The sequence below is a fragment of the Gallibacterium genomosp. 3 genome (genome assembly GCF_001678475.1).
Taxonomy (GTDB): Bacteria; Pseudomonadota; Gammaproteobacteria; order Enterobacterales; family Pasteurellaceae; genus Gallibacterium; species Gallibacterium faecale.
Genome location: NZ_JTJR01000035.1, coordinates 1 through 24,539 on the forward strand (window position 1 = coordinate 1; position 24,539 = coordinate 24,539).

23 protein-coding genes are annotated in these 24,539 nt (G+C 37.1%); 13 read left to right on the plus strand and 10 right to left on the minus strand.

The window, feature by feature from the left end; translation table 11 throughout:
* Window positions 1-623 precede the first annotated feature (623 nt).
* The 3 genes from glmS to QV06_RS08370 form a co-directional block, all read right to left on the minus strand.
* Window positions 624-2,456: a glutamine--fructose-6-phosphate transaminase (isomerizing) gene (glmS, locus tag QV06_RS08360; protein WP_065237749.1), complete on the minus strand. Its 1,833-nt coding sequence runs from the start codon at window positions 2,454-2,456 to the stop codon at window positions 624-626.
* 18 nt (window positions 2,457-2,474) lie between these two features.
* The gene (locus QV06_RS08365; protein WP_065237750.1) at window positions 2,475-3,563 is read right to left on the minus strand and encodes a BspA family leucine-rich repeat surface protein; all 1,089 of its coding nucleotides are present in this window, start codon (window positions 3,561-3,563) and stop codon (window positions 2,475-2,477) included.
* A 64-nt stretch (window positions 3,564-3,627) separates the two neighbouring features.
* Window positions 3,628-4,398: a DeoR/GlpR family DNA-binding transcription regulator gene (locus QV06_RS08370; RefSeq protein ID WP_065237751.1), complete on the minus strand. Its 771-nt coding sequence runs from the start codon at window positions 4,396-4,398 to the stop codon at window positions 3,628-3,630.
* Between the two features lie 430 nt (window positions 4,399-4,828).
* On the opposite strand from QV06_RS08370, the gene gshAB reads away from it, so the two are divergent.
* The 3 genes from gshAB (at window position 4,829) to QV06_RS08385 (ending at window position 7,857) form a co-directional block, all read left to right on the plus strand.
* The gene (gene gshAB, locus QV06_RS08375) at window positions 4,829-7,102 is read left to right on the plus strand and encodes a bifunctional glutamate--cysteine ligase GshA/glutathione synthetase GshB (protein ID WP_065237752.1); all 2,274 of its coding nucleotides are present in this window, start codon (window positions 4,829-4,831) and stop codon (window positions 7,100-7,102) included.
* A 358-nt stretch (window positions 7,103-7,460) separates the two neighbouring features.
* On the plus strand, window positions 7,461-7,676 hold the full coding sequence (locus QV06_RS08380; protein WP_245174271.1) for a type II toxin-antitoxin system RelE/ParE family toxin: 216 nt from the start codon (window positions 7,461-7,463) through the stop codon (window positions 7,674-7,676).
* Window positions 7,657-7,857, plus strand: a complete 201-nt coding sequence (locus QV06_RS08385; RefSeq protein WP_245174272.1) for a helix-turn-helix domain-containing protein — start codon at window positions 7,657-7,659, stop codon at window positions 7,855-7,857. Before QV06_RS08380 ends, QV06_RS08385 begins: the two co-directional genes overlap by 20 nt.
* 278 nt (window positions 7,858-8,135) lie before the next feature.
* Here the strand turns inward: QV06_RS08385 and QV06_RS08390 are convergent, their stop codons facing one another.
* Together QV06_RS08390 and msrP are read right to left on the minus strand one after the other, a co-directional pair.
* Entirely contained in the window at window positions 8,136-8,735 is a 600-nt protein-coding gene (locus QV06_RS08390; RefSeq protein WP_065237753.1) for a protein-methionine-sulfoxide reductase heme-binding subunit MsrQ, read from the minus strand.
* Window position 8,736: 1 nt separating this feature from the next.
* Window positions 8,737-9,690: a protein-methionine-sulfoxide reductase catalytic subunit MsrP gene (msrP, locus tag QV06_RS08395; RefSeq protein ID WP_065237754.1), complete on the minus strand. Its 954-nt coding sequence runs from the start codon at window positions 9,688-9,690 to the stop codon at window positions 8,737-8,739.
* 186 nt (window positions 9,691-9,876) lie between these two features.
* Between msrP and QV06_RS08400 the strand changes: the two genes are divergently transcribed.
* The 7 genes from QV06_RS08400 (at window position 9,877) to leuD (ending at window position 18,502) form a co-directional block, all read left to right on the plus strand.
* Window positions 9,877-10,965 (plus strand): PhoH family protein, encoded by a 1,089-nt coding sequence (locus tag QV06_RS08400; RefSeq protein WP_065237755.1) that lies wholly within the window; start codon window positions 9,877-9,879, stop codon window positions 10,963-10,965.
* Window positions 10,955-11,431: an rRNA maturation RNase YbeY gene (gene ybeY / locus QV06_RS08405; protein WP_065237756.1), complete on the plus strand. Its 477-nt coding sequence runs from the start codon at window positions 10,955-10,957 to the stop codon at window positions 11,429-11,431. Before QV06_RS08400 ends, ybeY begins: the two co-directional genes overlap by 11 nt.
* Before the next feature lie 15 nt (window positions 11,432-11,446).
* Complete coding sequence (locus QV06_RS08410) at window positions 11,447-13,420, plus strand: GNAT family N-acetyltransferase (protein WP_065237757.1); 1,974 nt, start codon at window positions 11,447-11,449, stop codon at window positions 13,418-13,420.
* 390 nt (window positions 13,421-13,810) lie between these two features.
* A complete protein-coding gene (gene leuA / locus QV06_RS08415; protein WP_065237758.1) occupies window positions 13,811-15,361 on the plus strand; it encodes a 2-isopropylmalate synthase in 1,551 nt (516 codons plus the stop codon).
* Window positions 15,361-16,437 carry a 3-isopropylmalate dehydrogenase gene (gene leuB, locus QV06_RS08420; RefSeq protein ID WP_065235031.1) on the plus strand — a complete coding sequence of 359 codons (1,077 nt, stop codon included), beginning with the start codon at window positions 15,361-15,363 and terminating at the stop codon, window positions 16,435-16,437. The genes leuA and leuB overlap by 1 nt, the downstream gene beginning before the upstream one ends.
* A gap of 48 nt (window positions 16,438-16,485) precedes the next feature.
* Window positions 16,486-17,898, plus strand: coding sequence for a 3-isopropylmalate dehydratase large subunit (gene leuC, locus QV06_RS08425; RefSeq protein ID WP_065237759.1), 1,413 nt, complete (start codon window positions 16,486-16,488; stop codon window positions 17,896-17,898).
* A 1-nt stretch (window position 17,899) separates the two neighbouring features.
* Window positions 17,900-18,502 (plus strand): 3-isopropylmalate dehydratase small subunit, encoded by a 603-nt coding sequence (gene leuD / locus QV06_RS08430; RefSeq protein WP_065237760.1) that lies wholly within the window; start codon window positions 17,900-17,902, stop codon window positions 18,500-18,502.
* 361 nt (window positions 18,503-18,863) lie between these two features.
* Here the strand turns inward: leuD and tpiA are convergent, their stop codons facing one another.
* A complete protein-coding gene (tpiA, locus tag QV06_RS08435) occupies window positions 18,864-19,631 on the minus strand; it encodes a triose-phosphate isomerase (protein WP_065237761.1) in 768 nt (255 codons plus the stop codon).
* Window positions 19,632-19,774: 143 nt separating this feature from the next.
* Here tpiA and rsmE point away from each other — a divergent pair, with 143 nt between their 5' ends.
* The 3 genes from rsmE to ruvX are packed head-to-tail and all read left to right on the plus strand — an operon-like array spanning window position 19,775 to window position 21,505.
* Entirely contained in the window at window positions 19,775-20,506 is a 732-nt protein-coding gene (rsmE, locus tag QV06_RS08440) for a 16S rRNA (uracil(1498)-N(3))-methyltransferase (RefSeq protein ID WP_065237762.1), read from the plus strand.
* Window positions 20,507-20,525: 19 nt separating this feature from the next.
* The gene (locus tag QV06_RS08445; RefSeq protein ID WP_065237763.1) at window positions 20,526-21,086 is read left to right on the plus strand and encodes a YqgE/AlgH family protein; all 561 of its coding nucleotides are present in this window, start codon (window positions 20,526-20,528) and stop codon (window positions 21,084-21,086) included.
* Window positions 21,086-21,505, plus strand: coding sequence for a Holliday junction resolvase RuvX (gene ruvX, locus QV06_RS08450; RefSeq protein ID WP_065235210.1), 420 nt, complete (start codon window positions 21,086-21,088; stop codon window positions 21,503-21,505). Before QV06_RS08445 ends, ruvX begins: the two co-directional genes overlap by 1 nt.
* 27 nt (window positions 21,506-21,532) lie before the next feature.
* On the opposite strand, the gene artM is transcribed toward ruvX, so the two are convergent.
* The 4 genes from artM to artP are packed head-to-tail and all read right to left on the minus strand — an operon-like array spanning window position 21,533 to window position 24,363.
* Window positions 21,533-22,213 (minus strand): arginine ABC transporter permease ArtM, encoded by a 681-nt coding sequence (gene artM, locus QV06_RS08455; RefSeq protein ID WP_065237764.1) that lies wholly within the window; start codon window positions 22,211-22,213, stop codon window positions 21,533-21,535.
* The gene (gene artQ, locus QV06_RS08460) at window positions 22,213-22,884 is read right to left on the minus strand and encodes an arginine ABC transporter permease ArtQ (RefSeq protein ID WP_065237765.1); all 672 of its coding nucleotides are present in this window, start codon (window positions 22,882-22,884) and stop codon (window positions 22,213-22,215) included. The genes artM and artQ overlap by 1 nt, the downstream gene beginning before the upstream one ends.
* A 5-nt stretch (window positions 22,885-22,889) precedes the next feature.
* Window positions 22,890-23,612, minus strand: coding sequence for an arginine ABC transporter substrate-binding protein (locus QV06_RS08465; RefSeq protein WP_065235207.1), 723 nt, complete (start codon window positions 23,610-23,612; stop codon window positions 22,890-22,892).
* Window positions 23,613-23,634: 22 nt separating this feature from the next.
* Window positions 23,635-24,363 carry an arginine ABC transporter ATP-binding protein ArtP gene (artP, locus tag QV06_RS08470; protein WP_065237766.1) on the minus strand — a complete coding sequence of 243 codons (729 nt, stop codon included), beginning with the start codon at window positions 24,361-24,363 and terminating at the stop codon, window positions 23,635-23,637.
* Between the last annotated feature and the right edge of the window lie 176 nt (window positions 24,364-24,539).

A 24,539-nucleotide genomic window follows, 5' to 3' on the forward strand; every position in this document is an offset into this window, starting at 1 on the left:
AGAAATTAACTTAAATTCCATTTAGATTATTTTTTATACTTTTTTTGGGAGGGGGGGGGGGGGAATTTAAAGAAAGCTAAATTTTTAGCTATATTTTATTATTAATTAAGATAAAAAATAATTATATAGTTAAAAAAATAAATGATAGACAACATACTTCTTTTTGGTTATTACAATAAAAAATTATAAAAATCAATACATTAAAAAAAATATATTTATTAATATATTATAGGATATATTTTTATCTGACGAGTGATAACATATCTACTTATACCTTTGAAAGAGATGTTGGGCATTTTGTAAAGAGATAACTTGATACAAGGTGAATCAATATAGAATTATCCCACCCCATTTTGGAAAAATTATTATGAATCATCTCTGACACCTCCGCATCTCCTCTAGCTCATCTTCGAACTTGAAGATAGGAACCATTTTGTGAACTGGTAAGGTCAGCGATTTTTGGTGAGCTTTTATTGATTAGTCAATATTTATTATCATTTTAGTCAATTAAGATTAGCTATTTTTGAACTATTCTTTCTCGCTAAAACCTACTGAATACTAGTTAAGTGCAGAATGATCGCTCCTCTTCATTATATAAAGAGGAGCGATAGGGAGATGTTAAATTATTCTACAGTAACCGCTTTCGCTAAGTTTCTTGGTTGGTCAACGTCAGTACCCTTAATAATTGCCACATAATAAGACAATAATTGCATTGGTACCGTGTAGAAAATTGGTGCGATTAACGCATTCACTTTCGGCATAGTGATAATCTTCATATTATCGCTATCTTTAAAGCCCGCTTCCGCATCAGCAAAGACATATAATTGACCGCCACGAGCGCGTACTTCCTCGATATTCGATTTTACTTTTTCCAATAATTCATTATTTGGTGCAACTACAATCACAGGCATATCTGCATCAATTAACGCAAGAGGTCCATGTTTTAATTCACCTGCGGCATAAGCCTCAGCATGAATATAAGAAATCTCTTTTAATTTCAATGCTGCTTCCATTGCGATTGGATAAAATTCTCCACGACCTAAGAATAACGCATTATGTTTTTCAGCAAAGTCTTCCGCTAATTTTTCAATTTGCTTATCGAAAACAAGGGCTTTTTCAATATCAGTTGGAATACTATTTAACGCGTGAACAATTTCACGTTCTTTTTCTGCTGAAATACTGCCATTTAATTTACCAATCGCCACAACAAGCATTAACATAGAAACTAATTGAGTAGTAAAGGCTTTGGTTGAGGCAACCCCAATTTCCACACCAGCACGAGTCATAAAGGCTAAATCAGATTCACGCACTAAAGATGAACCAGCAACATTACAAATGGTCATTGCTGCCATATAACCTTTTTCTTTAGCTAAACGTAAAGCGGCTAATGTATCAGCAGTTTCGCCTGATTGTGATAACGTGAGCAATAAGCTATTTGGACGAGTAACAAATTTACGATAACGGAATTCAGAAGCAATTTCCACATCACAACTTACTCCAGCTAAAGCTTCAAACCAATAACGTGCGACCATACCTGAATTATAAGAAGTACCACAAGCTACGATTTGCACGTGTTTTACATTTTCTAAAATGCTTTTTGCTTTGCTACCAATACTTTCCACAATCACACTATCATGAGCGATACGTCCTTCTAATGTATTGATAATTGCGGTTGGTTGTTCAAAAATTTCTTTTTGCATAAAGTGACGGAATTGTCCTTTATCCGCAGCATCTTGTTCTAAGTTAGATTCAGAAATTGTGCGTTCAACTTGTTCACCAAGACGGTTATAAATCGTAACTTGACGGCGGGTAATTTCAGCAACATCACCTTCTTCTAAGAAACTAAAACGGCGAGTAACGCTTAATAACGCAAGTTGGTCAGAGGCTAAAAAGTTTTCACCTACGCCATAACCAATCACTAACGGGCTACCAGAACGTGCTGCAATTAAATGTTCTGGTTGTTGACAGTGCATCACCACCATACCATACGCACCAGTTAATTGTTTAACTGCTTGTTGTACGGCACGTAATAAATCTTGGCAAGATTGGAATTCCCAATGTACTAAATGGGCGATAACTTCGGTATCAGTTTGAGAAACAAATTGATAACCGCGTTGTTGTAACTCCACTTTCAATTCTTGATAGTTTTCGATAATTCCATTATGCACAACAGCAATATCGCCTGACATATGTGGGTGTGCATTGGTTTCTGATGGTTCGCCGTGGGTTGCCCAACGAGTATGTGCAATCCCTGTACCACCGATTAGCGGTTGTTTTTCTACCGCTTCATCTAAGGCTTTTACCTTACCAACGCGGCGAACACGTTGTAAATTGTGTTGGCTATCAACGACTGCCACACCAGCAGAGTCATAACCACGATACTCTAAACGATGTAAACCTTGAATTAAGATTTCAGCGACATCACGTTGTGCGACTGCACCAACAATTCCACACATAATTTTTTCCTTTAGTTTCTAATCAAATATACTATCTCTATTTTTTGCGTTTGATGTATCCCATTTTGAAATATCACCCTTAAAATGGCTATTCCAAAACATTGAGTGCATAGTTTTTACATTTGATACATCCCAGTTTGAAATATCCTGATTGAAGCAACTAGTCCCAAACATACATGACATATCTTTTACATTAGATACATCCCATTTTGATATATCACCATTAAAATCACTACTAAAAAACATTGAATGCATATTTTCTACTTTTGAAACATCCCATTTTGATATATCGCCTTGAAAGCTACTACCACAAAACATCCATGTCATATATTTTACATTGGATACATTCCATTTAGAAATATCGCCATTAAATTTAGAGCATGAAAATAATCCTGACATATCTGTAATCTCAGAAACATCAATAAAGTTTAGATCACAATTATCACCAAGATTAAGAACAGCTCTTTCTATTATATCTATTAGATCTTTTGTAGTTTTTGGTTTTATATTTGTTATTTTATTTCTTTTACTTTTTTCTTTATTATTTTTATAAAAAATATTTTCTGGATAGAAGGTATTTTCAACACTCCAATTGGATATATACTCTTTATCACTACTGAGATTAAATAGCTTACAAACATCCTCATAAGACAATCCCCAATCTGATATATCACCTTTAAATTTACTTCGATATAGCATATATCTCATATTTTTTACATTTGAGATATTCCATTTTGAAATATCACCATTAAATGGGCTTCCTTGAAACATACTTCGCATATTTTTTACATTTGAGATATTCCATTTTGAAATATCATTATTAAATTTGCTACCAGCAAACATATATAACATATTTGTAACCTTTGATACGTCCCAGTTTGAAATATCTCCATTAAAAACACTACCGCAAAACATATAGCTCATATTTGTTACTTTTGAAACATTCCATTTTGAAATATCTCCATTGAAATTACTGTCATAAAATAATTTCGACATATTTCTAATATTTGAAACATCTATAAAATTGAGATCACACTCTTCACCTTTTTCATCGATTGTTCTTAAAATAAGTTCTTTTAATTCATTGTATGTTTTGACTTTTACCATTGTGATCCCCTTTAATATAATATTTTCAGTAAGCATTATATTCTTTAATATAATAAAGAATTAATTATTCAGCAGAAGCAATTAATACTTCCACACCCAGTTTTTCAATTTGTTGCTTAATGTGAGGATCAATCCGATCATCTGTAATCAAATAATGAATTTGTTGCCAAGTGAGTTCTAAATTCGGCATTTTGCGACCAATTTTTTGTGATTCAACCATCACAATTACTTCACGCGAAACCTCTGCCATCACTCGGCTTAAACCAACTAACTCATTAAACGTTGTGGTGCCACGTTGTAAATCGATACCATCTGCACCAATAAATAGCTGATCAAAATCGTAAGAACGTAAAACTTGTTCCGCAACTTTACCTTGAAATGAATCTGAAAAAGAATCCCAAGTGCCACCAGTCATTAATAAAGTTGGTTCATTTTCTAATTGACGTAATTCTGCTGCGACGGTGAGTGAATTAGTCATCACAACCAATCCTTGCTTTTTATTTAATTGACTGATTAACGCAGAGGTAGTGCTACCCGTATCAATAATAATTCGATTATGATCTTGAATTTGTGCCGCAGCGAGTTTTGCAATTTCTAATTTTTGTGGAGAAAGCGCTTCATTATCTTCCTCATCCAATACTTCGGTAGGAATTAAAATCGCTCCACCATAACGGCGAAGTAATAAACCATTTTGTTCTAATGCGGACAAATCCTTACGAATCGTAACTTCTGAGGTTTCAAATTGGGTAACTAACTGTTCTACAGTAACTTCACCTTGTTCTTCTAGGCATTTTAAGATGGCATGACGGCGTTGTTTGGTGTTTCTTTTATTCATTATATTTCGATTTCACCCCTTTAAACTTCGAAACGAAATATAGCAAAGATGAAACGAAATTGCAATTATCGTTTTACGGCATCTCTGGCATCTACTCTAGCCCCTCTTCAAATCTGAATAGGGGAACCTCTCGGTGAAAAAGCTTCATCAGTAATTTTTGGTTAGCCTGTATTAAACATTTTGGTTAATCAGTATTTATTATTTTAGCTAATCAAAATTACGTATTCTTAACGCATTTACTCTTACAAAAATGTACTAAATACTAGTCAAGTGCTGGATGATTGCCCTTCTTCATTATATGAAGAGATACGAGGAGGAGATGCAAAGATAATAGCCAATGTATATAACTTATAGTAAAAAGCTATTTGCCTTATCAACAAATTTCTCCTATTAATATCCGGTTGAAATAAATTTAATAAAGGCAAAAACTATGAATATTCAACAAGTGATTAAACAAAATCATCTTGAACTATTGTTCCAACAAGGTGTATTTGGGATTGAAAAAGAGAGTCAACGTATTACTGCCGATGGAAAAATTGTAACAACACCGCACCCTGCGGTGTTTGGTAACCGTTCTTATCATCCTTATATTCAAACCGATTTTGCAGAAAGCCAGCTAGAGTTAATTACGCCGCCACAAAAAAGTGTGAAAGAGAGCTATCGTTGGTTATCAGCGATTCACGAAGTGGTATTACGGGCATTACCAGAAAATGAATATATCTCCCCGTTTAGTATGCCTTTGATTTTACCAGCGGAAAGTGAAATCAAAGTCGCTCAATTAGATAATCGTGAAGATGTGGCTTATCGTGAACACTTGGTTGAAAGCTATGGCAAATATAAGCAGATGATCAGCGGTATCCACTATAATTTCCAACTAGCTGATGAATTTATTGCGAAGGTATTTAGCTTACAAACAAATTACCAAGATCCAATTGCTTTTCGTAATGATCTCTATTTAAAACTAGGGAAAAACTTCTTACGTTATCAATGGATTTTAGTTTATCTGTTTTCAGCTTCACCAAGTGTAGAACCGGCATTTTTTAATCGTGGACAAACACAACCTACCGATTTTGTACGGAGTTTGCGTTCTAGTCATTATGGCTATGTCAATCATAGCGAGATTAAGGTGTCGTATGAGAGCTTACAAGATTACGTAGATACCTTAGAACACTGGGTGAATAATGGGAAACTGATCGCTGAAAAAGAATTCTATTCAAATATCCGTTTCCGTGGTGCGAAAAAGCATGTACGGGAATTACTCACCAAAGGGATTCGTTACTTAGAATTTAGATTGTTTGATCTGAACCCATTTGCTGAATATGGCATTACCTTAGAAGACGCCGAGTTTATACACTACTTTGTGTTATTAATGGTGTGGCTAGAAAACACAGCAGACCAAGCAGAAATTGAGCTAGGTAAACAACGATTAGCAGATATTGCAATGGAACACCCATTAACGATTACAGCTTACCAACAAGAAGGCAGCGCTATTTTGGCAGAACTTGAAAAAATGGCAGTGGCGTTAAATGCGCCAGCTGAGATCGTTGCTGTAATCAAGGCAAAACAGCGTCAAATGTTAGCCCCAGAAACCACAATTTGTGGACGTTTAGTGCAACAAATGCAGCAAGCAACAGATTATCACCAATTAGGTGCAGCGTGGGCAAAACAGTATAAAGCGCACGCCACAGAACGTTATTATGCATTGAGTGCCTTTGATAATATGGAGCTATCAACTCAAGCATTAATGGTGGATTTAATCCAACAAGGGATCAAGGTTGAAATTCTAGATGAAAATGATCAATTCCTCTGTTTGCAACATGGCGATCATATTGAATATGTGAAAAATGGGAATATGACCGCAAAAGACAGCTATATTTCTCCTTTAATTATGGAAAATAAAGTTGTCACTAAAAAAGTATTAGCAAAAGGTGGCTTTAATGTGCCGCAAAGCCTTGAGTTTAGAAAAGTGGAAGATGCTGTTGCAGCCTATCCACTATTTGAACATCGTGCAGTAGTAATTAAACCAAAATCAACCAATTTTGGATTGGGCATTACGATTTTTAAACAAGGTGTTGAAAATATTGATGATTTCCACCAAGCGATTGAGATTGCTTTCCGTGAAGATAAGGAAGTAATGGTTGAAGATTATTTAGTTGGGACTGAATACCGTTTCTTTGTATTGAACGATCAAACCTTAGCGGTGTTGTTACGCGAACCAGCTAATGTGATTGGCGATGGTGAACATTCAGTAGCTGAATTAGTTGCGGCGAAAAATCAACACCCATTACGTGGCGATGGTAGCCGTACCCCATTAAAGAAAATTGCCTTAGGTGATATTGAAAAATTGCAGTTAAAAGAACAAGGCTTAACCATAGATTCAATTCCAGAACAAGGACGCAAGGTGCAATTACGTGCTAACTCAAATATTAGTACGGGTGGCGATTCAATTGATATGACTGATCTAATGCATCCTAGTTATAAAGAAGTGGCTGTACAGATCACTAAAGCAATGGGGGCTGCGGTATGTGGCGTGGATCTGATTGTGCCAGATTACACAAAACCAGCAGAACCTAAATTAAGTTCATGGGGTGTGATCGAAGCTAATTTTAATCCAATGATGATGATGCACATTTTCCCCTATCAAGGGACTTCAAGACGCGTCACAAAAAATGTGATTAAGATGTTATTTCCAGAGTTGTTTTAAGCGAGCATTAGGAATTGGGCATCAAGGCAAGATTGCAGCTTGGTCTTAATTTAGTGATAAATTTAATAAATGCTAATTAGAACAACAATAGCTACATAATATTAAATAGACTTTATTATCAAGCTGAAAGCCCACAATTAAGTGGGCTTTGTTATAAGTGATATACACGAAATAAAATATTTTATATAACCCTTAAGTTATAATTATATGCTATGATTTATCAATTAAAGGTTATAATTTTTTCATGTTTGAGTTACTTTTTCACCTTAAAGCGATGGAAGAAATTAAAGCGCTATCGCCAGTAATGCAAGTTAAAACATTGAATGCACTTGATAAACTTGAAGAAAGGGGAAATTAATTGCGTTATCCACATACTCGCATTATTAAAGATGGTTTATTTGAATTGCGAGCAAGAAGTAAAGATATATCAAGGACATTTTTTGCTTTTGCTATGGAGAAGAAAATTTATATCTTGCGTACTTTTGTGAAGAAATCACAAAAAACACCAGTAGCAGAGATTGAACTCGCTTTTAAACGATTGGGAGAAATGACTGATGAAAGTACAAGCCGTTAGTTATAAAACTGTAAAAGAGACTTTGTTAAAAAACAAAGAAACTAAAGCACTTTATATTCAAGAGAAACGTATTGAAGAGTTACAAACTTTACTTGTAGAGTTACGCCAAAAAGCAGGTTTGACTGTATCAGAAGTTGCGGCAAGAATGGGAGTAAGCCAACCGGCAGTAAGTAAATTATAAAAAAATGCTAGCCGTGCATCTTTTATAACATTGCAACGTTACGCACAGGCTTGTGGCGCTGAGTTACATATAGGGGCAAAATTATAATATTTCATATTCTGCGAACTGTGATAACAATCATCATTGTTGCCCTCTCACACTTGCAAAAAATCTTATTAGAATGAGGATTAGTAAGTATGTGAGGGATGAATAAAATGGAGTCGCCCTTTAGGGCGAAACCTAAATAACCTTTAACAGAAAAATGCGCTAACAAAATCTAAAATTAGACTCACTTAATATTAACGGTAACACCAAGCCAAAACCCGCCTTGCAAAGGCTTTCCATAACACAAATACTCCACAAAGCGCTAAAAATAGTAATGAATCAATGTTATAGGCTTTTAGCGACAGGTAATAATGAATTGCTGCTAAGATAACGACCAATAAGGCTAATTGATGTAGCGAAAACCAACGTTTACCTAATCTTCTTTTGATATAAGGAGTTGAAGATAAGGCAATCGAAACCAATAGAATCACTGCAATAAAGCCAATTTGTAGATAAGTTCTACTCACGATTTCGCTAATAAAAAGTTGGAAATCAAAACCTAGTTCTAACGCAAGGTAACCAATAATGTGCAACGATAACCAAAATAATGCCCATAGCCCTAAACTGCGGTGTAGTGGGAGTAATATTGGTTGTCGTAAGCTCTGCGTAATAATCCTAAAACTAAATAAGATTAATAAAAATAATAGAGCGGTATAGCCTAGAAAATGAATAATCTCTTTAATTGGATCAGTACCAAAGCTACTTACCAAGTCAAAATTGATCGCATAGATAAGCCAAAGGAGAGGAATAACCCCTCCCAAATGAATAAGATAACGCAAAATTTTAAATAACATCTTAGTAATTCTTGCTTAAATCCAGGTGAGAATATAAGTGAGCAACTTGTTCTTCATAACCATTAAACATTAATGTTGGCTGTCTTTTAATATCAAATAATCCACCAGCTCCAATTACACGTTCAGAGGCTTGCGACCAACGAGGATGATCTACTTTTGGATTCACATTGGCATAAAAACCATATTCATGTGGAGCAAGTTTTACCCAAGTGGTTAATGGGCGAGTTTCACTTAAGGTAATCTTGACAATGGATTTAATACTCTTAAACCCGTATTTCCAAGGCACAACTAAGCGAATCGGTGCGCCACTTTGTGGTGCTAAAGTTTTACCATATAGCCCGACAGACATCAGTGTTAGTGGATTCATTGCTTCTTCAATCGTCAATCCCTCGATATAAGGGTAATCAATATTACCACCGAAGAAAGGATTTTTTTGCCCTGGCATCTGCTCTGGATCATACAGTGTTTCAAAGACAACATATTTTGCTTTACTAGTAGGAGCAACAGTTTTTAATAAAGAGGAAAGTGGAAAACCAATCCAAGGAATAACCATTGACCAAGCCTCGACACAACGGAAACGGTAGATTCGCTCTTCTAATGGAAATTTAGTGAGTAGATCTTGGTGATCTAAGATAAGTGGTTTCTCAACTTCACCGCCAATTTCTAATTGCCAAGGATTGTTTTTAAAATCTTTTGCGTAGTGTGCAGGCGAGCCTTTTTCAACACCAAATTCATAAAAATTATTATAACCAATCACTTTTTCTTCAGGTGTTAATGGCAATGTATTTTCTGCTTGGGCGGAAAAATCTAATGCGATACGGCGATCGATTTTCTCTTCTGCATAACTTAGTTTAGGCAGTAATGGCGTAATACTTGCCGACCCTAATAAAGCAATCAACTGTCGGCGTTTTTTAAAAATATGTTCAGGGGTAACATCGTGTTCAGTGAGTTTCATATACTATCCTTAATAATAAATAAAAGTAATTAATGAACCGATATTCAGATTGGCATTTTTAATAGAAGTTCCTGATGAATTGGAAAAGTTTATAGATTGCTGTAATAGGTAAGATAAAAGGGAATTTATTGCTCATCAGAAAAACGCTATACTACCAACACTTTTATGTAACCACTGAGGTGGAACTTGACCACAACAATTTCAGAAGTTTTTACGTTAGAACCACAAGATAATGCACGATTGCAATCACTTTGTGGACCATTTGATGAACATATCTCATTAATTGAAAAGCAGTTTAACCTGATTATCTCTCGCCGTAATTTTACGTTTACCTTAGAGTCAGCCGATGAAGAAAGTAAACCTCATCACGCACAGTTGTTGAAAAATGTGGCAAAGCTCATTCAACGTTTATATGTCGAAACGGCAATGGTGAAAGGCAAAGTGAATGAACTTGATCTTGAGCAAATTCATTTAGCAATCCAAGAAAGCCGAATGTTGCTGCAACAGGTTGATACCGTTGAGGATGATGAAGCTAAAGTCTTTAGTACCACGATCAAAACTAAGCGTGGTGTGATCAAACCACGTGGCAAAAATCAGATCCAATATTTACATAATATTTTACGTCATGATATTAGTTTTGGGATTGGACCTGCGGGAACTGGGAAAACCTTTTTAGCGGTGGCTGCGGCAGTTGAAGCACTAGAAAAACAGCAAGTACGCCGTTTATTATTAACTCGTCCAGCGGTGGAAGCAGGGGAAAAATTAGGTTTCTTACCTGGTGATTTAGCCCAAAAAATCGATCCTTATTTACGTCCATTATATGATGCACTGTTTGAAATGTTGGGCTTTGAAAAAGTACAAAAACTGATGGAGCGTAATGTGATTGAGATTGCACCTCTAGCCTATATGCGTGGGCGTACATTAAATGATGCCTTTATTATTTTAGACGAAAGCCAAAATACCACTATTGAACAAATGAAAATGTTTTTAACACGGATTGGCTTTAATTCTAAGGCAGTGATTACGGGGGATATTACGCAAGTTGATTTACCTCGTGGGCAAAAATCTGGATTACGCCATGCGATTGATGTTTTAGGGGATGTTGAAGAATTAAGTTTTAACTATTTTAAGAGCGAAGATATTGTTCGGCATCCAGTGGTGGCGAAAGTGGTGCAAGCCTATGAAAAATGGGAAGCAGAAGATGAAATTCGCCGTAAAGAAGCTGCTGAACAACGCCGTTTAGCCAAATTAGAGGGACAAAAAGATGACGCATAAACCAGATGTCATTGTTGATTTACAAATTGTGTCAGAGGATCAATCCAATTTACCTTCATTAGAGAAGTTTATCTATTGGGCGACTCAAGCGGTACGCCCTGAACAAGAGAATGTCGAATTGACTATTCGGATCGTTGATGAAGCGGAAAGTCACCATCTTAACTTTACTTATCGCGGAAAAGATCGCCCAACCAATGTGTTATCGTTTCCTTTTGAAGTGCCAGAGGGAATTGAGTTGCCTTTATTGGGGGATTTAGTCATTTGTCGTCAAGTGGTAGAGAAAGAAGCAGCAGAACAGCAAATTTCACTAGAAGCCCATTATGCACATTTAACTGTACACGGCTGCTTACATTTATTGGGGTATGATCATATTGAAGATGATGAAGCAGAAGAAATGGAGAGCCTAGAAACAGAGATTATGCTAGGAATGGGTTATCAAGATCCTTATTTGAGCGAAAAGATCTAGGCTATTGCTAATTTTATGCACGACACCTCCTCTAATTTCTCTCGTCAAGTGGTGATCTTAACTGGCAATCAAGCTTGGCGAGAGCAGCAATATCAACAAATTATTCAACATTATCCTACACAATCAATTCTGTGTTGTGCTTCTCGTCCCCCAGCAATATTGCATCAGCAGTTACAATTTTTTCCCTTTAACAATAGTCGTAATGTATTGGGGCAGGAGTTTTCATTAGCGATTTTTGATGCCACAGAGGGCGAACATTTAGCATTTCATCTTGATACCCTCACCATTCTTGCTGCGACTTTAAAAGCGGGCGGATGTCTTTTTCTGTTGTTACCAAACTGGCAAACCTTAACAACGACGCCAGATCAAGATTCATTACGTTGGAATAGTGCAGATACAGCAACAACCACACCACAGTTTATCGCGTGGTTAAAGCAGAAAATCGATCAATATGATTTAAAGATTTATTCTGCGGAGCAGCCGTTAATTGATTATCCTAAAATCCAAACTGATGAATGGCAATTACCCAGATTGGCACTGCAAGAACAGCAACAATGCCTACACCAACTGTTACAACCGCAAGTAGATATCTATTTGCTGATGGCAGGGAGAGGGCGAGGAAAATCGGCATTAGCGGGACAATTTATTCAACAGCTTATCACTCGACAGCAGCGAGTATTAGTAACAGCTGCAAATCAGCAAGCTATCACAACGTTAAAACATTTTGCTGCACCACAACACATTGAATTTATTGCGCCAGATGCATTAAACCAACAATTAGCCCAAGCCACGATTAAAGAGTATGATTGGCTGATTGTCGATGAAGCAGCAATGTTGCCTTTATCTTTATTACAGCGTTTTTGTAAGGTATTCCCGAAAGTATTATTGGCAACAACCAGTGAGGGGTATGAGGGAACAGGGCAAGGATTTCGCTTGAAATTAGAACAGCAACTTGATCGTTGTTACCATTATTTAACCTTAACGATTCCATTGCGTTGGCCAATGGGTGATAGATTAGAATGTTGGGTGAATGATATTGCGTTATTAGTGCCACAGCTGCAATCAAAGATCCCCTATCAACCGACCAATGATTATCAATTTCTCGTCACTGATTATCTTCCTATCAGTGAACAGTTAATTGCCTTGTATCAACTATTATCTTTAGCGCACTATCGGACTTCTCCCACAGACTTTCGCCGTTTACTAGACGGAAATCAGCAACGTTTTATTTGGTGTGAAGTCGCACAGCAGCCAGTTGGCGTAGTTTGGGGATTAATTGAAGGCGGGATTGAAAATATTGAATTAATAGAAGGTATTTGCCAAGGGTACCGTCGTCCTAAAGGTAATCTGGTGGCTCAAGCCTTAGCTTTTCAATTAAATCAGCGAGCGGCAGTGCAGTTACGTTCATTACGTATTTCAAGAATTGCGGTTGCACCGCAATGGCAACATCATGGTATTGGTACTGCATTAATCCAGCAGTTACAGCAACGTTATCGCCATCAACAAGATTTTTTGTCAGTGAGCTTTGGTTATAGCAAAGAATTATTGGCATTTTGGCAACGGGTTGGTTTCCAAGTCGTAGGATTAAGCCAAGGCACAGAAGCGAGTAGTGGTAATTATAGCGTGATGATGGTTTATCCATTGTCGGAAGCTGGTGATCTGTTCTGTCAACAAGCGATGCGGAAATTTGGGCGAGATCTTCCACTTATGGTACATCCGTTGTGTGTTGAATTAAGCGGACAATTAGGTTTATCTCTCGATATTGATTGGCAATTAACGGCAGATGATAGGCAGAGTTTATCTGATTTTGTTACGCATCAACGCACAGTGGTGGTAAGTTATCCTGCTTTACGCCGTTTGTTATATCACTACCCAGATTCGAATTTACAACAACAGCTTAAGTTTTTGATTCAACCTTTTCAACGCAATCAGAAACAGCGTTTGATAGCGTTTAAGCAGCAGCTTGCTAATTTTTTACAAAAAAATTAGAAAAAAATTAACTGTTAGATTAAACTCAAAACCTAGTTAATAAATTTATCTTTGAAATTTATTAAAAAATTAAAATCTATAATTTCATTAAATTTTAGAATTTAATCTTTATATTGTTTTGTAATAAAGCAAAATAAACGAATTTTTAGCATAAAATTCTATTGACTAGTTTTGGGCTTTTCGGCAAAATCAAACTCGTTTTTGATTTACAAGGTTTTAAATAGATGATTCATTCAATTTCTTTATCTCTGCTTCTCCTCCTCGCAAATAGATAATTTGTGCGGTAGGTCGTGGATAAAGAAAAGTTAATCAAAGCAAACACACACATCAGCCCGCACACAAGCGGGCTTTTTTTTTAATTAACAAATAATCGTAATAGCGGAGTGGCGTATGAGTAATCGCGTAATTATTTTTGATACAACATTAAGAGATGGTGAACAGGCATTAAGAGCAAGTTTAACGGTAAAAGAGAAATTACAAATTGCACTTGCGCTAGAACGTTTAGGTGTTGATGTAATGGAAGTAGGATTCCCTGTTTCTTCTGAAGGCGATTTTAATTCCGTACAAACAATTGCAAAAGCGATTAAAAATAGCCGTGTTTGTGCGTTATCACGTGCAGTAGCAAAAGATATTGATGCGGCTTATGAAGCATTAAAAGTTGCGGAAGCCTATCGTATTCATACTTTTATTGCGACCTCTGCATTACACGTAGAAGCAAAATTAAAACGTTCTTTTGATGATGTGGTGGAAATGGCAGTTGCTGCAGTGAAACGTGCAAGAGGTTATACCGATGATGTAGAGTTCTCTTGTGAAGATGCGGGGCGTACTGGAGTAGATAATATTTGCCGTATTGTGGAAGCAGCAATTAATGCAGGAGCAACCACAATTAACATTCCTGATACTGTGGGTTACACCTTACCAATGCAATTCGGTAGCATTATTGAAAATGTGATGAATCGTGTACCTAATATCGACAAAGCAGTGGTTTCTGTACACTGTCATAATGACTTGGGTATGGCAACAGCGAACTCATTAACCGCAGTACAGTATGGTGCAAGACAAATTGAATGTACGATTAATGGTATCGGTGAACGAGCAGGAAATACTGCGTTAGAAGAAGTCGTGATGGCAATTCATACTCGTAAAGATTTAATGGATGTAACAACTAACATTAATACTCAAGAGATCTATCGTGTTAGCCAAATGGTTAGCCAACTTTGCAATATGCCAATTCAACCAAATAAAGCGATTGTTGGCTCGAATGCCTTTGCTCACTCATCAGGTATTCACCAAGATGGCGTGTTAAAAAATGCTAATACTTATGAAATTTTGTCGCCAGAAAGTATTGGCTTGAAGAAAGAAAAATTAAATCTTACTGCCCGTTCTGGTCGTGCAGCAGTCAAAAATCATATGGCGGATATGGGCTATACTGAACAAGATTATGATCTTGATAAATTATATGAAGCATTTTTGAAATTAGCCGATAAAAAAGGGCAAGTTTTCGATTATGATTTAGAATCGTTGGCATTTATCGATATGCAGCAAGGTGAGGAAGATCGTTTAAGTTTAACTAAGATTTCTGCTCACTCAGTCAGTGATTTCCCAGCAACTTCGTTTGTCGAATTAATGTTAGATGGTAAGAAATTAAGCACTGTTTCTACTGGCGGAAATGGACCAGTTGATGCAACGTATAATGCGATTTTATCGTTAACTGGTATGGAAATTACTATGTTACATTATAACTTAGCAGCGAAAGGCGAAGGTGCGGAAGCACTAGGACAAGTGGATATCGTGGTTGAATATCAAGGACGTAAATTCCACGGCGTTGGTTTAGCAACCGATATTATTGAAGCCTCAGCATTAGCATTAATTCATGCGATTAATGCCATTTATCGTTCACAAAAAGTTTCAGAAATTAAAAAACATACGGAGAAACACTAATGCAAACTCACAACATTGCCGTATTGGCAGGAGATGGAATCGGGCCTGAAGTAATGGCAGAAGCGTTAAAAGTATTAAACGCAGTAGAGAAAAAATTTAACTTCAAATTGAATTATCAACATTATGATGTTGGTGGAATTGGTATTGATAACCACGGTAAGGCTTTACCAGAAGTTACCTTAAAAGGCTGTGAAGCAGCGGAAGCGATTTTATTTGGTTCAGTAGGCGGCCCAAAATGGGAACATTTACCCGCCAATGAACAACCAGAACGTGGTGCATTATTACCATTACGTAAACACTTTGCGCTATTTTGTAATTTACGACCAGCAACTTTATACAAAGGATTAGAAAAATTCTGTCCATTGCGTGCTGATATTGCTGCGAAAGGCTTTGATATTGTTGTTGTACGTGAATTGACTGGCGGAATTTATTTTGGTCAACCAAAAGGGCGCGAAGGCGAAGGAAAAATGGAAAAAGCGTTTGATACAGAAGTGTATCACCGTTTTGAAATTGAACGTATTGCACGTATTGCCTTTGAAGCGGCACGTAAACGCCGTAAAAAAGTTACTTCTGTGGATAAAGCGAATGTGTTAATTAGCTCTGTATTATGGCGTGAAGTTGTCGTTGAAGTTGCTAAAGAGTATCCAGATGTCACCTTAGAACATATCTATATTGATAATGCGACTATGCAATTAATTAAACAGCCAGAACATTATGATGTGTTGCTTTGTTCAAATATCTTTGGCGATATTATTTCTGATGAATGTGCAATGATTACTGGCTCAATGGGAATGTTGCCATCAGCAAGTATGAATGAACAAGGCTTCGGACTTTATGAACCAGCTGGCGGTTCAGCACCAGATATTGCAGGAAAAGGAATTGCTAACCCAATTGCCCAAATTCTTTCTGCAGCAATGATGTTACGTTATAGCTTCCAGTTAGAAGAGGCAGCACAAGCGATTGAAAATGCAGTAAAACAAGTGTTGGCAGAAGGCTATCGCACTGCGGATTTAGCTGATCAATCAGCACCAGTTTCTACCTCTGAAATGGGTGATTTAATTGCTGCACGGATTTAATCCATCGCAGTAGTGTAGTAAATAATAAAAGATAAACGAGTGATTATTATGGGCAAAACATTATACGAAAAATTATTTGACGCTCATGTCGTGTATGAAGCGGAAGGTGAAACGCCAATTCTTTATATTAATCGTCATTTAATGCATGAAGTAACCTCACCACAAGCCTTTGATGGCTTGCGTGTTGCAGGGAGAAAAGTACGTCAGCCGAGTAAAACATTTGCGACTATGGATCATAGTATTTCTACCCAGAGTCGTGATCCTGCTGCTTGTGGGGAGCAAGCAAGAATCCAAGTGTTAGAGTTAGATAAAAACTGCCATGCAAACAATATTTCGCTTTATGACCTCAATAATAAAAAACAAGGAATTGTTCATGTTGTTGGGCCAGAACAGGGATTAACTTTACCGGGAATGACAATCGTATGTGGTGATTCACATACTGCAACACACGGTGCTTTCGGGGCATTAGCGTTCGGCATTGGTACATCTGAAGTTGAACACGTTTTAGCTACACAAACCTTAAAACAAGCTCGTGCGAAGAAAATGAAGATCGAAGTACGAGGCAAAGTTGCGGAAGGGATTACCGCAAAAGATATTATCTTAGCCATTATTGGAAAAACTACTATGGCGGGCGGAACTGGTCATGTGGTGGAATTTTGTGGTCAAGCGATTGAAGATCTTTCGATGGAAGGTCGAATGACAGTATGTAATATGGCGATTGAATTAGGCGCAAAAGCAGGATTGGTTGCACCAGATCAAACCACATTTGACTATTTGAAAGGTCGTCCGTATGCACCAAAAGGTGAAGAGTGGGATAAAGCCGTTGAATATTGGAAAACCTTAAAAAGTGATCCGGATGCGGAATTTGATACTGTGGTGGTATTAGAAGCAAAAGATATTGCACCGCAAGTCACTTGGGGAACTAACCCAGGTCAAGTAATCGCAGTCGATCAAACTGTGCCAAAAGTAGAGGAAATTGCAGATCCGATAGAGAAACAATCTGCGGAAAAAGCCTTAGCTTATATGGGATTACAAGGCGGTGAACACTTAACTGATATTAAAGTGGATAAAGTTTTTATTGGTTCTTGTACTAATTCGCGCATTGAAGATTTACGTGCAGCCGCTGCTGTTGCTAAAGGCCGTAAAGTGGCTGCGGGTGTGCAAGCATTGGTTGTGCCGGGCTCAGGATTAGTAAAAGAACAAGCAGAAAAAGAAGGCTTAGATAAAATCTTTATTGAAGCTGGGTTTGAATGGCGTTTACCGGGTTGTTCAATGTGTTTAGCGATGAATGATGACCGTCTTGGGGAATGGGAACGTTGTGCCTCAACAAGTAACCGTAACTTTGAAAGCCGTCAAGGACGTAATGGTCGTACTCATTTAGTGAGTCCAGCAATGGCAGCAGCTGCGGCAGTATTTGGTAAATTCACCGATATTCGTGCAGTCGAATTATTAGGAGCATAATATGGCAGGATTTAAACAACATCGTGGCTTAGTCATTCCATTAGATATGGCAAATGTGGATACTGATGCCATTATTCCAAAACAATTTTTACAAGCAGTAACACGAGTTGGTTTTGGTAAACACTTATTTCATGAGTGGCGTTATCTTGACCCAGCAGGTACACAATTAAATCCAAAATTTGTATTAAATTTCCCACAATATCAAGGTGCAACAATTTTATTAGCTAGAGAAAATTTAGGTTGTGGTTCATCAAGAGAACACGCACCGTGGGCGTTAGCAGATTATGGTATTAAAGTGATGATAGCCCCAAGCTTTGCGGATATTTTTTACAGCAATAGCTTAAATAATCATCTATTACCAGTGAAATTAACTGAACAAGAGGTTGATGAGATCTTTACTTGGGTGAAAGCCAATGAGGGTAAACCGATTGATGTTGATCTTGAACAACAAACTGTCAAAGTTGGGGAAAAAATCTATCACTTTACGTTGGATCCATTCCGCCGTCATTGTTTATTAAATGGTTTAGATAATATTGGTTTAACCTTACAACATGAAGATGCAATTGCGGAATATGAGAAAAATATTCCGAGTTTCTTACGTTAATGGCATCTTTGCATCTCCCCTAGCCCCTCTTCAGGACTGAAGAGTGAAATCGTTTTGCAAAGAGGTAAGGTCTGTAATTTTTGGTGAGCTTTTATTAAACGTTTTGGTTAATCAATATTTATCATTTTAGATAGTTTAATTTGACTATTTTGACTAATCAATATTTATCATTTTGACCAATCGAGATTAGCTATTTTTGAGCTATTTCTTCTCGCCAAAATGTGCTGAATACTAGTCAAATACTCGATGATCGTTCCTCTTCATTAAATGAAAAGGAGTGAGGAGGAGATGCGAAGATACAAAAAAACCTGCTAGTAATAACTAGCAGGTCTTCTAAAAATCACCTAATTAAGCAATGAAATTAGTTTTTTGCTTTTGCAGCTGCTTTCACGATAGTTGCAAATGCTGGTGCTTTTAATGATGCACCACCGACTAACGCACCATCAATATCTGGCATTGCGAATAATTCTGCTGCATTCGCATCATTTACAGAACCACCGTATTGAAGAATAACTTGTTCTGCCACTTTTACGTCTTTCTTCGCAATATGGCTACGAATAAATGCGTGAACAGCTTGTGCTTGTGCTGGGGTTGCTGATTTACCAGTACCGATTGCCCAAATTGGCTCATATGCAATCACTGCACCAAGGAACGCTTCTGCGCCTAATGTATTTAATACTGCATCAATTTGTCTTGCGCACACTTCTTCAGTTTTACCAGCTTCATTTTCAGCTTCACTTTCACCAATACAAAGCACTGGCACTAAACCTTGCTCTTTTAATACTGCAAATTTTTGTGCGATAAATTCATCACTTTCGTGGTGATAAGCACGACGTTCTGAGTGACCGATAATGATATATTTTGCACCAAAATCTTTTAACATTGTGGCAGAAATATCACCAGTAAACGCACCTGATTGTTTAAGATCTACGTTTTGTGAACCTAATGCAATTTTACTGCCTACTAATGCAGCTTCTGCTTCTGCTAAATACATAACTGGTGGTGCAATCGCAACATCACAACCTTCCACGCCAGCTAATTCTGCTTTTAAACCATTAATTAATTCTTTGGTAAACGCTTTGCTACCATTTAATTTCCAGTTGCCCATTACTAAAGGACGGCGAGCCATAATTTTCTCCTTGATCATATTCAAAAAAATAACGGCGCTTACTATAACAAAAATCCCCAAAAATCCTTAGAGATATATCAAAAAAAGCGAGAATTTTTTACAATAGCTGATAACAACCTAAATAACTTATTAGAAAATAACTTATGAGAGTACCACGCATTTATCATCCCGAACCTTTAACACAGCAAACACAATGCCAATTAAGTGAAGACGCCGCACACCATGTTGGACGTGTATTACGTATGCAAATTGGCGATCGACTTGAATTATTTGATGGTAGCAATCATATTTATCCCGCGGTGATAACTGAAGCAACTAAAAAACAGATTTCAGTATCACTTGAACCCGCCATCTTTGATGATCGTGAATCTCCATTAATTATTCATTTAGGGCAAGTCATCTCGCGTGGCGAGCGCATGGAGTTCACCATCCAGAAATCGGTTGAATTAGGGGTAAAGATCATTACCCCATTATGGTCGGAACGTTGTGGTGTCAAATTAGATGCCGAACGTATGGAAAAGAAAATTCAACAATGGCAAAAAATTGCGATTGCCGCTTGTGAACAGTGTGGACGCAACAGTATCCCTGAAATTCGCCCACTGATGAAATTACAAGATTGGTGTGCAGAAGATGACGGAATGTTAAAACTGAATTTACACCCAAGAGCCACTCATTCGATTAAACAACTTGCACCGCCCCCAAAAGCAGGCGTACGTTTATTAATTGGTGCAGAAGGTGGGCTATCCGCTCAGGAGATCGAACATACTGTGCAACAAGGCTTTACCGAAGTTTTACTAGGCAAACGGGTGTTACGCACCGAAACAGCATCTTTGGTTGCTATTAGTGCCTTACAAGTCTGTTTTGGTGATTTGTAGTTTAGCTTGAAGGAAAATTATGATATTACAAAATCAATTTCTTGTGGCAATGCCCGATCTTGCTGATCCTTTTTTTCAACGCACTGTCGTTTATATTTGTGAAGATAATGAACAAGGTAGTATGGGATTGGTGATTAACCAACCTACTGATTTAACTTTGGCAGAAATGATGGCAAAAATGAATCACTTTATGCCAACAGAACAACATTACCCAGAAAAACTGATCTTTGCTGGTGGGCCGGTTAATATTGAACAAGGGTTTGTGCTACATAGTGCAACACCACAAAAATACCGTTACTCTTTTTCAATCACCGATGATTTAGTTCTCACAACCTCTTCAGATATTTTATATTCACTTGGCAAAGAGTCGGGGCCTAAGGATTATTTGATTGCCTTAGGCTGTGCTTTATGGGAACCCAATCAACTGGCCGATGAAATTAAACAAAACTCATGGTTAACCGTGCCTGCAACACGCGAGATCCTGTTTACCTTACCATTTGATCAGCGTTGGGATGCTGCCAATCATTTATTAGGTATCCAACAAAGTTATTTACTTAGCCACGAAATGGGAAATGCCTAATGGAAAATTTAACTATCATTGCGTTTGACTTCGGTACACAAAGTATTGGCTGTGCCGTAGGACAAAGTATTACCCAAACTGCTCAAGCCTTGCCGGCGTTTAAAGCTCAAGATGGGATTCCTAATTGGGACGCTATTAAAAAATGTTTAGATGAATGGCGACCTGATTATGTTGTTGTAGGCTTGCCATTAAATATGGACGGTACGGAACAAGAAATTACTCAGCGCGCCAGAAAATTTGCCAATCGTTTAAATGGACGTTTCGGAGTAAAAGTGGAATTACAAGATGAACGACTAACCACTACCGAAGCACGGGCAGAAATTTTTGCACGTGGCGGGTTTAAAGCACTATCTAAAGGCAAAATAGATTCTATCTCGGCGTGTTTAATTCTTGAAAGCTGGTTTGAAAATCGGGGATAACGCTTTATCCCCGATTTGATTTTAGATTTATTGAGAAACCTCAAGACATTCAAAGACTAACACACGTTTTTCTAATTTACGTAATAAATAGGTAGCAACACCAGTAATCACTAGGTAAAGTGCGCCTGCAAGACCATAAATCAGTAACGCATTATACTCTGTACCATAGAGCTGTCTTGCGTATCCCATAATATCCATTATTGTAATCGTTGATGCTAAAGATGTGCCTTTAAAAACTAAAATGATTTCATTGGTATAAGACGGTAATGCACGTTTTAGCGCATACGGAATTAAAATTTTTAATGTTTGTGCTCTTGATAATCCCAAAGACATACAGCTTTCCCATTGTCCTTTTGAGATTGCTTTAACTGCACCATAGAATAATTGCGTTGAGTAAGCAGCACTATTCAACGCTAATGCTAACATAGCGCAGAACCAAGCATTCGATAATAAGCTCCACAATGGACTATTTACAATCCATTCAAATTGACCCGGTCCACTATAAATTAAAAATAATTGAACTAATAATGGTGTACCAGTAAAGAGCGTAATATATAAATTAACAATTTTACTGATGACTTTATTATTTAATGCTAATAAAAATGTCAGGATTAAAGCTAATAAAAATGCAATTACTAACGAAACCACTGTCAGTAATAAGCTCGTTGGAATACCTTGCGCAATCGTCAAAAAATAGTCGTAAGTCATTATCTTTTCTCCCTTTCAAAGCGAGTAAAGTAGAGATCGAGTTTACGAATACCCACTTGACTAACCAGTGTAATCACCAAATACAACAATGCAGCAATCCCATACCAAGTGAATGGCTGATGAGTACTTGCATTCACTAACTCAGCTTGACGCATTAAATCATCAACACCGATTAATGACACTAATGCAGTATCTTTTAATAACACCAACCATTGATTGCTTAATCCCGGTAAAGCATGACGCCACACTTGCGGCATCACAATACGCACAAATGTTTGTGGACGACTTAACCCAAGTGCAGCACCTGATTCCCATTGTCCCAATGGAATAGCTTGAATTGCCCCCCGCAATGACTGTGAGGCATAGGCGGCAAAAATAATCGCTAACGCTACTGTGCCACACCAAAATGCACTGAATTCAATATATTCATCCGTCAACAGAAAAAGCACTTGAGTAGAACCAAAGAAAATTAGCAAGACCACTAAAATCTCAGGTAAACCACGCAATAGCGTTACGATTATTGATGTCGTTTGACGGATACAACGAATTTTGTTGGTTTCTAAGACCACAAAAACGATTGATAAAATCAAACCGAGAATCAATGAAGAAACCGCTAACCCTAGCGTCACTAGGGTAGCGGAAAACATTAAATTAATAAAATCTGCAAACATTTTAATTATTTACCAGACATCCATTTATCATAGATCGCTTGATATTGGCCATTTGCTTTAATTGCAGCAAGACCTTTATTAAGTTGTTGTAATAATTCAGTATTCTTTTTATTTACTGCAATACCTAATCCATTACCAAAGTATTGTTTATCTGTCACTTTATCACCAACAAAGTGAACAGCTTTATCACTCTTAATCCATTCTGCTAATACTGCTGTATCTCCGAAAATAATATCAATACGACCGTTTTTAAGATCTAGAATTGCATTTTGTAAAGTTGAATATGGTTTGCTGTTATATTGTTTTGCTTTTGCTGCAACATATTGTTGGAAAGTTGTTCCGTTTTGCACACCAACATTTTTTGCATTTTCCAATGTCACGCCTTCTTTTGCAGCCACAAAGCTTGCAGAACTGTCATAGTATGGATCAGAGAAACTTACTTGTTTTGCACGTTCTTCAGTAATATCCATTGCTGAAATCGCTGCATCAAAACGTTTAAATTTAAGCCCCGCAATTAAACTATCAAAAGATTGACTAGTAAACTTACAGTCCGCCTTGATTTCCTTACAGATAGCATTTGCTACATCCACATCGAAACCAATAATTTCACCTTTTTCATTGGTATTTTCAAAAGGCGGATAAGTTGGTTCCATTGCAAACGTGATAGTTTGTGCATTCGCTGCCACTGCAGCACCAAATAATAAACTTGCTAATAGTACTTTTTTCATTGTGTTTTCTCCTGTAAGGATTTTAGTGTGATAGATATTGTTTAAATTGTTCAGTTTGAGGATTTTCAAAGCATGAGGCATCACCAACCTCAATAATACGTCCTTGTTCCATATACACCACTTTGGTCGCTGTTTTACGAGCAACATTAACTTCGTGGGTAACAATAAATTGCGTAATTCCTGTTTGTTGCAATTCTTGAATAATCGAAACCACTTGTGCCGTAATTTCAGGATCTAGTGCTGCTGTTGGCTCATCAAATAACAATACTTGTGGCTTCATCATTAAAGCACGTGCAATCGCAACACGTTGTTGTTGTCCACCTGATAAATGTAATGGGAAACGATCGGCGTGTGCTTCAAGACGTAAGCGTTTCAATAAATTTAATGCTTGCTGTTTAGCCGCATCTTCATTTAATCCTAAAACTTTCATCGGTGCTTCAATCAAATTCTGGATTACGGTCATATGTGGCCATAAATGATATTGTTGGAATACCATTCCTACATCCTGACGTAATTGACGAATCTTTTTCGGATCATTATTCGTAGAAAGATCGAAACGGTTATTAGCGATCACTAATTCGCCACTTTTTGGTACTTCAAGTAAGTTTAAAGTACGAATTAGTGTACTTTTTCCTGCTCCACTCGGCCCCAATAACACCACAATGTCGCCTTGTTCTGCAATTAAATTAATGTCAAATAAAGCCTGTGTGGAACCATAGAAAAAGTTCACATTTTTGATACTAATAGTCATTGAAATTAGCTCGAATTGAATACTGACGATAATGCAAACATATTAATGTTTTTTGCATACCTATTCAACTAAATAATATTTAACCATCAACAAAAACCAATAAAGTTTAACAAATTAAGAACAAAAATACTGCATAAAAATTCATTTTAGAACAAAGGGAAAGACCATAATTAGAA